The organism is Acidibrevibacterium fodinaquatile, assembly GCF_003352165.1.
GTDB lineage: Bacteria > Pseudomonadota > Alphaproteobacteria > Acetobacterales > Acetobacteraceae > Acidibrevibacterium > Acidibrevibacterium fodinaquatile.
The window spans coordinates 1510119-1522587 of record NZ_CP029176.1; the positions used below are offsets into that span (position 1 = coordinate 1510119).

At 66.0% G+C, this 12469-nt stretch carries 10 protein-coding genes; 3 read left to right on the forward strand and 7 right to left on the reverse strand.

What is annotated here, in order from left to right; all coding sequences use genetic code 11:
* Positions 1–41: 41 nt before the first annotated feature.
* The 3 genes from DEF76_RS20160 to DEF76_RS07305 form a co-directional block, all read right to left on the reverse strand.
* On the reverse strand, positions 42–1748 hold the full coding sequence (locus tag DEF76_RS20160; RefSeq protein WP_114911763.1) for a recombinase family protein: 1707 nt from the start codon (positions 1746–1748) through the stop codon (positions 42–44).
* A 100-nt stretch (positions 1749–1848) separates the two neighbouring features.
* Positions 1849–2124, reverse strand: a complete 276-nt coding sequence (locus tag DEF76_RS07300) for a hypothetical protein (protein ID WP_114911764.1) — start codon at positions 2122–2124, stop codon at positions 1849–1851.
* 382 nt (positions 2125–2506) lie between these two features.
* Positions 2507–3208: a PEP-CTERM sorting domain-containing protein gene (locus tag DEF76_RS07305; protein WP_162800532.1), complete on the reverse strand. Its 702-nt coding sequence runs from the start codon at positions 3206–3208 to the stop codon at positions 2507–2509.
* Positions 3209–3785: 577 nt separating this feature from the next.
* On the opposite strand from DEF76_RS07305, the gene DEF76_RS07310 reads away from it, so the two are divergent.
* Entirely contained in the window at positions 3786–4199 is a 414-nt protein-coding gene (locus tag DEF76_RS07310) for a hypothetical protein (RefSeq protein WP_162800399.1), read from the forward strand.
* A gap of 318 nt (positions 4200–4517) precedes the next feature.
* On the opposite strand, the gene DEF76_RS19255 is transcribed toward DEF76_RS07310, so the two are convergent.
* The 3 genes from DEF76_RS19255 to DEF76_RS07325 form a co-directional block, all read right to left on the reverse strand.
* Positions 4518–4781 (reverse strand): hypothetical protein, encoded by a 264-nt coding sequence (locus DEF76_RS19255; protein WP_162800400.1) that lies wholly within the window; start codon positions 4779–4781, stop codon positions 4518–4520.
* Between the two features lie 692 nt (positions 4782–5473).
* A complete protein-coding gene (locus tag DEF76_RS07320) occupies positions 5474–5818 on the reverse strand; it encodes a DUF6634 family protein (protein WP_114911768.1) in 345 nt (114 codons plus the stop codon).
* A gap of 112 nt (positions 5819–5930) precedes the next feature.
* Entirely contained in the window at positions 5931–6356 is a 426-nt protein-coding gene (locus DEF76_RS07325) for a hypothetical protein (protein WP_114911769.1), read from the reverse strand.
* Between the two features lie 1021 nt (positions 6357–7377).
* On the opposite strand from DEF76_RS07325, the gene traA reads away from it, so the two are divergent.
* Complete coding sequence (gene traA / locus DEF76_RS07335) at positions 7378–10794, forward strand: Ti-type conjugative transfer relaxase TraA (RefSeq protein WP_114911771.1); 3417 nt, start codon at positions 7378–7380, stop codon at positions 10792–10794.
* A gap of 205 nt (positions 10795–10999) precedes the next feature.
* On the opposite strand, the gene DEF76_RS07340 is transcribed toward traA, so the two are convergent.
* Entirely contained in the window at positions 11000–12169 is a 1170-nt protein-coding gene (locus DEF76_RS07340; RefSeq protein WP_114911772.1) for an acyltransferase family protein, read from the reverse strand.
* Positions 12170–12267: 98 nt separating this feature from the next.
* Here DEF76_RS07340 and DEF76_RS19260 point away from each other — a divergent pair, with 98 nt between their 5' ends.
* Positions 12268–12420 (forward strand): hypothetical protein, encoded by a 153-nt coding sequence (locus tag DEF76_RS19260; RefSeq protein ID WP_162800533.1) that lies wholly within the window; start codon positions 12268–12270, stop codon positions 12418–12420.
* Positions 12421–12469 lie beyond the last annotated feature (49 nt).

Below are 12469 nucleotides of genomic sequence, written 5' to 3' on the forward strand. Positions count from 1 at the left end.
AAGCGTGAGCCTAGCGCTCTTTCACGGCGATAGCCGGCCGTTCAGCAGGCGACGGGGAGGAGGGTCAACTGTCGGAGGTTGCAAGCCCCCGCAACCACTTTTACCGAACTCGTAAACAAATCGGAACCAGCGCCGGCAACGGCGCCTGGCGTCGCCCCTGCACCGGGGCGCGTCGGCGCTTGCCCGAGGCCAAGCCCAACCATCGCAGCAATCTCGCCGGTGAGCACAATCTCCGGCGCCTCGCCCGCCGCCGCGGGAGGCAGCACCTCGACCCGCGCCACCAGGCCACGCACCATCTCCAAAGCCTCCTGCCCATCCGGCCCCGTCAAGGCCTCGGCCAGCGCCGCGACCTTGGCGCGATAGATTTCGCCGAGATTGGGATGCAGCCGCGGCACCGCCGGGGTGGCCTGCGCCAATTGCCGGGCCAGACCCGCCTTGCGTGCTTCCAGGTCATCGAGCTGCTGTTGCAGCCCCGGCGCCCGGAACCCCTCGGCAATCGCGTCAATCAGACCGGCGAGCTTGCGCTCGACCGCGGCCAGCTCCTTGCGCAGATTGGCCGCCTCGGCCCCGGCGGCGGCTTGCAGCCGGTTCCACTCGGCGGCGAATTCGGCGACGAATTCCGCCACCAGTTCCGGCGCCATCAGCTGCTCGCGCAGCGCCGCGAGAATCAGGTCTTCCAGCGCGTCGCGCCTGACGGTTCCGTGGTTGGCACAGACCCCCTGACGATGGGCGGCGGTGCAGCCGAGATAATCGCGACCGATGGCGCCGAAGGCGCCGCCGCAGCCGCCGCAAAAGATTTTTCCGGTCAGCACATGCCGCGGCCGACGGCGCGCCCAGAACCCGGGCGGCAGCGTGTCGGCCCGCGAGGCGGCGCGAATGGCGCCGAGCCGCTCGGCAGCCCGCTCCCAGGTTTCCTGGTCGATGATGCGCAATTCCGGCACGGTCTCGATAACCCATTCTGCGCGCGGATTCGGCCGCGACACCCTTTTCCCGGTCGCCGGGTCTTTGAGGAAGCGCATGCGATTCCACACCAGGCGGCCGATATAGAGTTCATTGCGCAGGATGCCGGTGCCGCGCCCGGCATGGCCGCGGATGGTGGTATCGCGCCAGGCGCGCCCCTCGGGGCCGGGCACGCCTTCGGCGTTCAGCGTCTTGGCGATGGCAATCGGGCTGGCGCCGCCGGCAAAGAGGGTGAAGATGCGGCGCACTATGGCCGCCTCGGCCTCGTTGATACTGCGGGCGCCGCGCACCGGCTCGCCATTGGGGTCGAGCTGGCGGGCGATGTCATAGCCATAGCAGAGCCCGCCGGCCGAGCGCCCGGCGGCGACCCGCCCGCGCAGGCCGCGGCGGGTCTTATCGGCGAGGTCTTTGAGAAAGAGGGCGTTCATCGTGCCCTTGAGGCCGACATGGAGTTCGGAAATCTCGCCCTCGGCGAGGGTGACGAGGCGGATGCCGGCGAATTTGAGCCGCTTGAACAGACCGGCGACGTCTTCCTGGTCGCGCGAGAGGCGGTCGAGGGCTTCGGCGACGACGACGTCGAAGGCGGCCTCGCGCGCGCTTTCGAGCAGCGCCTGATAACCCGGGCGCAGCGTCGAGGCGCCGCTGAGCGCGGCATCACGATAGACCTGCACCAGTTCCCAGCCCTCGCGGGCGAGGCGTTCCTTGCATAGGCGCAACTGGTCTTCGATGGATGCGTCGCGCTGGTTGTCGGAGGAATAGCGGGCGTAGATGACGGCGCGGAGGGTCATGGGCGCAGCTCCAGCGGCAGGGCTGGCGATGATGTCGCGCCATCGCCCTGCCGGTCAAGAATGACGCATGGGTTTCGCGGTAAGTCGCGCGGCATGACGGTCAATGCCAGCGGCCATGATGCATGAGAACTATGACCGCGCCTATCACCAGCGCGGTGGCGGCCATAATGGCCGTCATGTCAATGGTGCCGCAGCCGAGGCTGAGGCGCCGATAATCCTCCCGCGTCGCCTGCCTGGCCAGCAGGCGGGCAATCCAGGCGAGGGTCGGATGCGCATTCTGGAGCGGCACCGGCTTGGGTGTGGCCTCACGGCGCGCGGCGGCGTTGGTTGTTTCCGGTTTCGGCGATATGCGCCGGGTGTTCAGAGTATGCGTCATGTTCAATCCTCCCGTTTGGCGGACGAGGCCTTCACTCGCCGCGGTAATGCACGACAACTCAAAATTCAGAACTGTCAATAACTCATGATAACGTGGCGGAATACTAATAGCAAGGACTAAAATTATCGTATCTTCTATATTAAGGGATTCCGCAGAAGCGCATTCCGGGGCAAGTCGGAGAAAAGGCGCCCTTTTGGCGCGGCTGTGCTGATGTTGAGGGCGGGTCAGAACAGATGGTCGATGACCAGCATGACGACGCCGACGATGTGACCGATGCAGATGACGATTTCGAGGCCGCGGTCGGCAACTTCGCGCCAGGTCTTCTCGCCCGGGTGGGAACCGGAGCGCTGACGCGCGGCATTGTGGCCGTGATGCCGGGCTCTTACGCGCGGCGTAAGCGCCTCCGAAAGAAAGCGATGGTGCCGAGGGCGGCGCCAAGGATCGTCACCGAAGCGGGCTCCGGCACGTCAGTGTTTGAGGTAGAGGTAACGAAAGACAGATTGGCGACTACCACTCCGGTGATGCCACCACTGCATGTGCCACCAGAAATACCGAGGCAGACATCAGCGCTGAAATAATTACTATCGCTGTTCGCCACGAAATCAGCGAGAGTAACATTGTCGACGGTGAAACCCAGCGTGCCCGTATAGGGGCTCTGGCCGCCATGCCCACAGGTCGCCACGCTGCAAGCGATGGCGTAATCCCAATACCCAGCGCCGCCAGTGTGCAACGACCCGGTAGAGGAGTAAACAGAGGAGAATCCAGGGGTGATATTCGCAACGGAAATATTTGGCGCGCCACTCAGATCCCAGGTCAAGGGATAACCCGCGCCGGAATTGATGAAGCCAACCCCTGAAGCGAGCGTAACGGTCACGGTAACATTCGGTCCACCATTGTCGTTCAGGGTAACGGTGCCGTATGGCGAGGAAACCAGATTAGTGCTGCCTGTCCCAACATAATCGTTCAGGCTGTAACCCAGCACCGTTGCGGCGGCTGGCGTGGCCGCGAAGTTCATGCCCCCGAGAGCAAGAGAGAGACTCGCAGCGAGTTTTCCAAACTCCGCGACATATGCTCTGAACCGCATCGTTGCTCTCCCAGATTGTCTTAAAGGTGGCGCCATTGGTCGTCATAGTTTCGTTAAAGCATTAACATTACCTCTACGTCAATCAAAATTTCGTGCCAGTTGGTTTCAGAACGCTCCCTGTCGGGCAGAAAACCGACCACTTTCCTGATTGAGGGGGGCGCGAAAAGAGCGGCGGCCAGCGGCGCAAGCCGGATGAGGCGCCGTTTTGGGACGCTTTCTGTCCAGCAACTCAGTGGCATGGAGCCGCACGAAGAGACATAACCTCTCGAGTCCGGCGATGCGGGGCAGCCCGGGCAGCGGCTTGACCTGATGGCAGGACTTTCAGCTGAATATCAAAAAAATCTGGTTGCGATACGCTTTTGGCCAAGAAATCACGGCCCCGCATAGTACAAGACGGCGCCAAGGGCATGACAGATGCAAATTGTCTCGGCGCGCTACAGAACCTGAACAACGGGTGTAGAGCGAGATAGTGCTTATTGTTCTGAGGTGGACTCGTAAAGCAGCGCGGTGTTAGCGCGCTGCTTTACGATTACTTATCACAGACTTGCCAGCCCTGGCGGCGCGGGCGCCGGGCCCGGTGGCGCTGGCGCTGGGGCGGGTGCTGGCGCTGGCCCGGCGAGCGGTCCGGGAGGCGCGGGAGGTGGCCCAGGCGGTGCCGGGGCGGGCCCTGGTACCGGGCCTGCGAGCGGCCCGATTGCGTGCGGGGCCGGTGGTGGCGGCGGTCCCGGTGGTGGCGCTGGGGCGGGTGCTGGCGCTGGCCCGGCGAGCGGTCCGGGAGGCGCGGGCGCTGGCCCAGGCGGTGCCGGGGCGGGCCCAGGTGGCGGGCCTGCGAGCGGCCCGATTGCGTGCGGGGCCGGTGGTGGCGGCGGTCCCGGTGGTGGCGCTGGGGCGGGTGCTGGCGCTGGCCCCGCGAGCGGCCCAGGCGGCGCGGGCGCTGGCCCAGGCGGTGCCGGGGCGGGCCCAGGTGGCGGAAGCGTTGCCTGCTGGATAGGAATGGGTGGCCCCAGGCGTGGCGTCGTCGAGACGGTTCCGAGCGTCGGGTTCGACGGCGGCAGGCCGAGCAAATGGTCGACCCGGCTGACGACGGCTGGCGTCAGGGTGCGTCCCGTCTCGTCGGCGAGGGTTTCACGCGCGTTGGTGATGGCCTGCTGGCGGAGGGCGATTTGCTGCGGGGTTCGCGTCGGCATGGACAAGGCCGACAGCATGGCGCGGTCATAGGTTGCTATTTTCCCGACCATCGAACGCGGCGAGGCGTGCGCGAGGGCCGTTGGCGAGGCATGCGCGGCGTTGAGCGGTCCGAGCGCCGCGGTCAACTGACCGTGTGTGGCGTAATGGCTGCGGAACGGTCGCGTGGTATGAACCAAGGCCACTGGTCGCGGCGAAGATATTTGCGCATGCCGCGTGGAAACAGGCGCGACCACGCCGACGGTACCATGCCCCGGCCCGGGGCCATGCCCGGCGGCGCCCGCCGCTCCTGCAGCCCCTCCGGCCGCGCCGGCACCGGCACCCCCCGCACCACCGGCCCCGCCAGCGCCAGCGCCGCCAGCGCCAGCCCCGGCGCCTCCGGCGCCACCTTTAGCCCAAGCGGGTTGTGTGAGCAGTCCGCCGCCGATGAAACAGGCGGCCAACATCATAGCGGCAGTCTGACGCTTCCTTGCCGCGTAAGGCATCTTACGGGTCATGGCTTTGCTTCTCCGGGCTGTCCCAGCGACGACGGCGATGCACGATATGGTAAAATCATGATTAACGACAACCCCCTCCAGGTCGCCGCAGACGATGGTCATGCCGGGGAGGGAGGCCTACGCCACCGGACAAAATAATGTCCGAGCCGCGCCCAAAAGGGATGGCTTCACTATCGGCTTGGCAGCATGAGGAAAAATCGGTGCATATTTTACTCGGGGCAACGCGCCGACGTGTGGCGGAAACGCAACAACGCCGGCAGCTTTCCGCTGCATTGCACAAATTTAAGGTGAGGCCAGACGCGGCGGCGTTATACCTCGTCCTGCGCGAGGCCATGCCTCGCACTTTCTTGGACGTTTCCTCCCTAAACTTGGCGGCCTTTCCGGCCGCCAATTTTTTTGCGCACTCGCCGCCGCCGTGCAAGTCCAAATCTATCAGGTAACGGCTATCCTGACGTAATCCCCGGCTTTCTCTCCCCCCAGGGTAGTCTCTTTCCCCCGGGGCATGGACAGCACAGACACACACGCCGCCCCGGCAAGCCCCAGGCGGAGCGCCGTTTTGGCGCCCCTGGTCTCTGCCTGCGCCTCAGCGCCCGGAGGCGAGGCGATGCTCGCCGGGATGCGGGGTGCCGAGACGGTAGAAGCCGGAGAAGGTGCGCGCCCAGGAGAAATCCGGGGCAAAGGCCCAGACCTCCTCGGTAGCGATGGGACCGGCAGGAAGACGCGGATGCCCCGCCCCGGTGCCGACCAGGCAAAGCGCCTCGCGGCCGGCAATGCGGAACTGCTCGAGCAGCGGCGCCGCGCGCAGGATTTTCGCCGAAGGCGGCTTGCCCTCGGCCAGCGCCTGCAGGTCACGGCGCAGGGTCTCGAGGCGGAGAAGGGTGGCGGTGGTGTCATCGCCAGGATGAGCCTGGCCAAAAATGAGCGGCATGGGAAAAACTCCAATCACACGCCCGCGCGAGCGGACACGGCCAGCGGCACGGGCAGACACGGGAAAGGGGAGGGAACGCCGGGCCCGATTATCCGGGCCCGGCCTCCCGGGGTCAGAGGTCCGCCGGCGGCATCACGCCCCGCCGCGCCATCAGGCCGGCAAGCGCCCGGCGCAGGCTTCGCTTCTCGGCGTCCGCGGCCAGGAACTCGGCCGGGGTGGCGCTGAAGCTCGGCCGCCCGAATATCCGGAACAGCACCCGGTCGAGACCCAGCACCACGAAAGCGGCGATGTCGAAATCCCCCGCCCGATAGGCGAAGACGCCGCGCGCCGAGCGGTGAAAGCCGCGGGTGAGGCGAAAGCGGTAGCATCGCCCGCGCGGCGGCTGTGCCGTGGTCTTGACCTGCAACCGGATGAGCCCAACCGCCGGGCGGGCCTCGGTGAGAACGTCATAGGGGGCGCCGGGGCCGGCGGCATGGGTGGACAGGCCCCAGCGCATCAGCCGCGACTGCACCAGATGCGCCCCGGCCTCGCCGACCATGATATCGCTCGGCCCCTCGCCGATATCGCATGGCAGGGGCGGCAGCCACTCTTCCTCCGCCGCTGGCGCCGGCAGCGCTATCGCGCGCTTTGGCCGCGGGACGCGGATGGGCTGCCCGCCATCCGAGGGCAGGGGCGCCGGGACGGCATGCGCTCCCGGCCTCTGTGAGCAGGGGCACGCGTCTCCCGACAAGAGAGCAGGTGTGGTAGGAAATCGATTAGCTTGTGACATTGCGGACTCCAATGTTGCAGGTCAGGCCGGGTGTGGTGTGTCAGCACCATGCTCGGCCGCTTGGCTTCCGGGGGGCGCCCGGCGCGCGGGAGAGGGAAGAAAATGTTTTCCCGTCTCCTGATATGAAGATAGTATCTCTATTGAGTAACTTCAAGAGAAAAATCGACAAAGCACCAAAAAATATTGCACCACCTCTTGCGTGACTGTTCTCACACCAGAGGATGCGAGACGAAGGCCAAAGGCTTCAATCCCATCGCCTTCAACCTCACTATCAAGCGCAGAATAATTCCTGCCGCCGTCATGACAGGCCGAAGAGTTACTGCATGGGCGTCGACAGCGGCAATCCCTTAACCGCTCTTTACCATAAGCGCTGGCTGATGATTGGCAGAAAACCGGGAAAAATTATCGAGCCAGCGGTTTAGAAGTATTTTTTCCTTTTTCTTTTGCCTTCCATCGCCAGGACTGTCGGCGCCGCGGAACCGGCGGCGCCGTGCCCGCACAAGGCGGGCACGGCGCCAAGGCTCGGGGCAGACGGCAAGGCCACGGACCTTGGCAAGCCGGAATTGGATGGCGGGAGCAAGTTCCTGGGATACCGGAGGGGAATGTTGACAATAAAAATTGAGGGGAGAGAGGCAGAAAGAAAGGCAGAAAAGAGCGAAATGGCGCGCTTATACGTCGCTTCGCGACGTTGCTGGGGGAGGTGGTAGAAATTTTTGCTCAATAAGTATTTGTTCCTTGCATGGCGGCCGGGTAATATTTTGCAGTGGACAATTTTTACCCGGAATAACGCATGGCCATCTACCATTTTAGCGTCAAGATTATCTCCCGAGGCCAGGGCCGCAGCGTCATCGCCGCCGCCGCCTATCGCGCCGGAGAGAGGCTCCGCGACCACCATCTCGGCCAGTGGCAGAATTACACCCGCAAACAGGGCGTCGTGCATCGCGCCATCATCCTCCCCGCCGGTGCCCCGGAAGCCTGGGCTGACCGCACCACCCTGTGGAACGCCGTCGAGGCCGCCGAGCGCCGCCGCGATGCCCAGCTCGCCCGCGAGCTGGAAATCGCCCTGCCGCGTGAACTCTCCAAGCGTGCGGCCATCCGGCTCGCGGAGGATTTTGTCCGGCGGGAATGCGTCGCCCGCGGCATGGTCGCCGATATCGCCATCCATTGGGTACAAGGCAGCGACGGCAAGCCGCAGCCGCATGCCCATATCCTGCTGACCCTGCGCGGCGTCGAAGGCGGCGGGTTCGGGCCCAAGCGGCGGGAGTGGAACGCGACCGCGCTCTTGCAGCACTGGCGCGAGGCCTGGGCCGACATCGCCAATGCCTGCCTCGCCGAGAACGGCCATGATGTCCGCATCGACCATCGCTCGCTGGAGACACTCGGCCTCGACCTGATGCCGCAGGTCAAGCTCGGCGCCGGGGTGCGCCGCCGCGAGGCCGCCGGCGAGGTGACCGAGCGCGGCGCGCGGGCTCGGGACGACCTGGCGTTCAACGGCGATAAACTCCTCGCCGACCCCACGATGGCGCTCGCCGCCATCACCGCGCAGCAAAGCACCTTCACCCGCCGCGACATCGCCCGCTTCATCAACGGGCACACCGTCGATGCCGAGCAGTTCCGGAACGTCCTGGCGAGAGTCATGGCCTTGCCGGCGCTGGTCAGGCTCGGCCGCGATGGCCGGGGCGAAGAGCGCTACACCACAAAAGAGATGCTGGCGTTGGAGAGCGGTCTTGCGGCAACCGCCGAGGCGCTGGCGCAGGAGCGGCATAAGTTTGTCGACCCGACGCTGTGCCGCCGGCACGCCGAGGCTGCCAGGCTGGGGGAGGAGCAGACGCTGGCGCTCGGCCGTATCACCGGCGCCACCCGTCTCGCCGCGGTGGTTGGCCATGCCGGCACCGGGAAGAGCACTCTGCTCGGGGCGGCGCGGGCGGTGTGGGAAGCGGCGGGCTATCGCGTGCGCGGTGCCGCGCTTTCGGGGATTGCCGCCGAGGGGTTGCAGCAGGGGGCGGGGATAGAAAGCCGCACCATCGCCTCGCTGCTCCGGCAATGGGGGCAGGGGCGTGAGACGCTTTCGGCGCGTGATGTCCTGGTCGTCGACGAGGCGGGGATGGTCGGCTCGCGCGACCTCGCCGCCGTGCTGGCGGCGGTGCAAGCGGCGGGAGCGAAGCTGGTGCTGGTCGGGGATGCCGAGCAGTTGCAGCCGATTGCCGCCGGCGCCCCGTTCCGCGCCATCGTCGAGCGGGTGGGGGCGGAGGCGCTGACCGTGGTGCGGCGCCAGAAGCAGGACTGGCAGCGCCAGGCGACGGCAGAGTTGGCCACCGGCCAAACCCGCGCGGCGCTGGCGCGCTACCAGGAGAAGGGCATGGTTTTGGCCGCCATCAAAGCGGAGGAGGCCAAAATCCGGCTGATTATCGACTGGCAGGCGGGCCGTCGTCGTGACCCGGCGGCGAGCCGCATCATCCTTGCCCATCGCCGTGCCGATGTCCGCGACCTCAATGACCGGGCGCGGGCGGTGCGGCGGGAGCGCGGCGAGCTGGGCCCTGACGTCATGCTGCCGACCCGGGACGGGAAAAAACCCTTTGCGGCCGGCGAGCGCATCTATTTTCTCCGCAATGAGCGCTCTCTCGGGGTGAAGAACGGCACGCTTGGCACGCTCATTGCCATCGCCGGTGCGGGGGCGGGCGCTCATCTCAAGGTGCGGCTCGATGGTGGGCGCGAGGTGGTGTTCGCGCTCAAGGACTACGACGCCCTCGACCACGGCTATGCCGCGACGATGCACAAGGCCCAGGGCGTCACCGTCGACCATGCCCATGTGCTGCTGAGCGCGAGCATGGACCGTCATCTCACCTATGTCGCCCTCAGCCGCCATCGCGAGAGCGTGCGGCTGCATTGGAGCGAGGAGGAGATGGGCAACAGCGCCCGCATGGCCGAGCGGCTCGCGCGCGCGCGGCGCAAGGAGAGCACGCTCGACTATGAGCCGGCGGCGGTTTCGACAGGCGCCGGCTTCGCCGTCCGCCGCGGCCTTGTCCCTGAGAGCGCTATCCTCGTTCCCGAAGCGCGGCCGGCGCCGCCAAGGGCCATGCCGCAACCGGCGGCGGCGATGGCCAAGGCACCGCCAGTGCCGGAGCCAAAGCCAGCGCCGAAGGTTATCGCTGCGAAATCGCCGTCCGATGCACCGCGGCCGCAGCCGCAACCGGTGCCCTTGTTCCGCAGGGTGGTGCCCTTGTTCCGCAGGGGGGGGCTGACTCTGAAAAGTGCCATCGCCGTCGTGCTGCCGTCTTCGGCCGGAACGCCATCGCCTCAGGCAAAAGCCCAGCCTTCGGCAAAGCCGGTGGCGAAGGCGCAGCCAGTGGCAAGGACGACGCCAAAGCCGCCGGCTGCCATGGTGGTTGCGAAAGCGCCGGCGCAAAAGCCGGGGCGCATGTCGCGGCTTCGCCAGGCAATGACCAAGGCGAAGAGCGCCATTGCCGCGATGTGGCCGTCTTCGGCGGGGGCATCGTCGCCATCCAAGGCGGCGGCAGGCACGTCGACGACGTCGCCGAAGCCGATGGCGAAAGCACAATCGGTACAGTCGATGGTGAAGGCGCCTACAATGGCGAAAGTGCCGTCAAAAGCGCCGGCGGTGCCATCCGCGACGGTGAAATCATCGACGGAGGTTTCCGCGCCGTCGCGGCAAGCGCCGGGCGCGGCGTTGTCTTCACCACAGCCGCAGAGGCCGCGGCCGGTGGCGGAGCCAGCGCCAAAGCCGCAGGCGGCACCACACTCGGCGCCGCGGCCGGAACCAAAGCCGGTCCCGTCGACAACGGAACCCGCCAGGCCGCCACCGCCGCCGCGGGTGCCGGAAGCCGAAGCGCCCGCTGCCAACGTGGCAGAAACTCTGTCTCGGTATTACGGCGAGCTTCTCGCCAGCACCCGTGCCCGTAAGAAGCTCGCCGCCACCTGGCAGGGCACCGCGGCGGAGGAGGAAAAACTCGCAAACGTTGTCACCGGCGCGTTGCGGGCCGCGTGCGCCATCGTCGACGACTCGGCGGTATTCGCCATGCTGCGCCAGCAGAACCCCGCCGAGGCCCGCCGGGTTGCGGCGTTCGCCAGGAAAGACCGCGAGACGCTCATCGCCCTGGTGCTGCAGCAAATGCCGCAGCCCAGGCCGGCGCCAGAACCAATGCCCGAGCGAGACCTGGAGCCGTCCGGCTTCGGTATGCGAATGTGAAGCACGGCGTTACGGGCGTCCGGCTGGAAGGCTGGTGACTATTCTATTTGTTGTTTGTTGTCAGATTCCGGATCCAGGGGCGCGACAGGCAACGGTTACGGAGTCCGCCGTAGAACCTGATACCCTTCGCCCATTATGAGCCCGTTATGCTCGACGCCTTTCTCGAAAGCGTATATCCCTGGCCCAGAGTACGATGGGGAAAACTTTACCGTCCTGCCATCGCCGCCGCAAGCCGCGCCCGGCGGGCGTTGATCAGGCGGCGGCCGAGGGCGATCATCGGCCGCTCGATCACGTGATAGGTGCAGAAGGCGCAGAGACAGGTCGCGCCGGTGACCGCAAGCGAGCCGGCGGCATAGGCCAGGATCGCCGCGAGACCGCTGGCCCCGGTGTGGAACAGCTGCGGGAAGCGTCCAGGGAGAAGCTCGATCGCGGCATAGTGGATCAGATAGGCGCTGAAGCTGATTTTCCCGACCCAGGCGACGAGCGGATTGACGAAGAGGCCGCCCGGCGCGGCGCGCGAGAGGGCCAGGACGAAGAGCGCAAGCGGCAGGCTGGCGGCTTGCGCGTGTCCGATCGGCCAGCCCGCCTCGCCCGCCCATTGCGGCACCGCGGCCCAGGCGAGCGCGAAAAATCCCACCAGCGCGAGGCCGGCGATAGCGCCGGCAAAGCGCTGCGGGATGATCGCCGCCGGCCGCAAGAGGAAGAACACCATTGTGCCGAGCGCGAAGACCGGCAATTGGTTGGGAAACCAGAAATAGAGAATGTCCTCGACGGCGCGCGTCGAATAGCGCTCGCCCCACAGGGCGAAACCCACCCGGTTGGCGAGAATGGCAAAGAGCAAGGCCGCGAGCGTGAAGACAATGGCCCGCCGGAGCGAGGTGATGAATGAGGCGATGAGCGGGAACAGGGCGTAGAAGGTGAATTCCACGCTGACGCTCCAGCCGCCCGGGATCACCGACCATTGGCCCATCACGGTCGGCGCGGTCAGCGGGTGCCAGAGATTGACGAAACCATAGGCGGTGAGGAATTGCGCGAGGTCGAACCCATGCGCCGGCGGGTCGAGCCACCAATAAAACAGGCCGCCGAGATAATAGGCCGGCAGAATGCGAAAGACGCGGCGGAGGAAAAACGCGCCGATATCGGCGCGCCCGCGCCGCGCGACTTCGCCATGCCAGGAAAGCAGAAGCGTGACACAGCTTGCGAGAAAGAAAAGCTGCACCCCATGCCAGCCGAGGACGGTCAGGCGGTGGACGGGATAGGGAAGTTCAGGATAGCTGAATGTGAGATGGCAGGTGATGACGAAAAGGATCGCGCAGCCGCGCAATGCGTCGATATAGGCGAAATTCAGATGCTCCGCCCGGCCATTTGCCGCCACGTTTCACCTTTTCTTAAGCGTTCCGTGGCGCATGGTAGAGAAATTTTGCGGATTTGTCTCAGTATTTTTGCCGACCTCCCAAGGCAATTGAAGACATCGTGATCCTGATTTTCGAGCTGACATGGCGCGGTCGCGCGCATGTTCTCAGCAACGCCGTGACCATTAACACCATTGCCTGCGCGTTTGCAGACGAAAATATTCATATTTTCGCCGAAGGCGAGCATCTCGACGGGCCGCGGGCGAGTTCGTGACACCCCACCGTGCGCTTTGCCCGTGTGGCGGCAAGAGAGGTCCCCCTTC